Origin of the sequence: Streptomyces sp. SID5785, assembly GCF_009870065.1 — a bacterium.
In the GTDB taxonomy this organism is placed as follows: Bacteria; Actinomycetota; Actinomycetes; order Streptomycetales; family Streptomycetaceae; genus Streptomyces.
In genome coordinates this window covers 1-679 of the sequence record NZ_WWIA01000867.1, presented here as the reverse complement: position 1 = coordinate 679, position 679 = coordinate 1, and the positions used below count along the sequence as shown (strand labels likewise).

Genomic DNA, 679 nt, shown 5'->3' with positions numbered 1-679 from the left:
CCTTTCGACAGCGGGGACGCGCACGACGTGCCGCTGCCCTCGCTCGCCCAGGGCGCCGCACCCGCCGCCCTGCTGGCCTCCCGGCTCAGCGCGTCCGCGCGGGCCACGCTGCGCTTCGCCGTCACGCTCGGCGGCGAGATCCCGCACCAGGCGCACCTGCCCGCGCTCGTCGGCGACACGCACGCGGACGCGGCCCTCGCCGAGCTCGTCTCCTGCGCCCTCGTCACCCCGGTCGGCAGCCACTACCGGCTCGCGTCCGACGTGCGCACCCAGCTCGTCGCCGCGGGCTACGACGAGGACGGCGCCGAGCACGCCCGCACCGCCGCCCTGCACTACGCCTGGTGGGCCGGGCACCCGTCCGTCGGGCCCGAGCGGGTCGCGGCCGAGAGCGACGCGGTCCTGGCCGCGCTCGGCGCCCTCGTGCCGATGACGACGCCGCCCGCGGAGGGCGAGAGCAGCCCGACCGTGGAGCTGGCCCGCGCGGCCGCGCCCGCGTTCGCCTCGGGGCTCGCCTGGAGCGCCTGGGAGCGCGCCCTGCGCTCCGGACAGGAAGCGGCCCGGCTCGCCGGGGACGTCCCCGAGGAGGCCTACTTCCACCACGAGCTCGGCATCCTCGCCCTCCTCGGCGGACAGCTCGACCGGGCCCGCGCCGAGCTGGAGGCCTCGATCGGACTGCGCG

The 679-nt window shown here is 78.6% G+C and carries 1 pseudogene; it reads left to right on the top strand.

Features of this window, described 5'->3' with window-relative positions:
• Positions 1–679, top strand: a pseudogene (locus GTW43_RS27885) (ATP-binding protein); the annotation flags it as partial.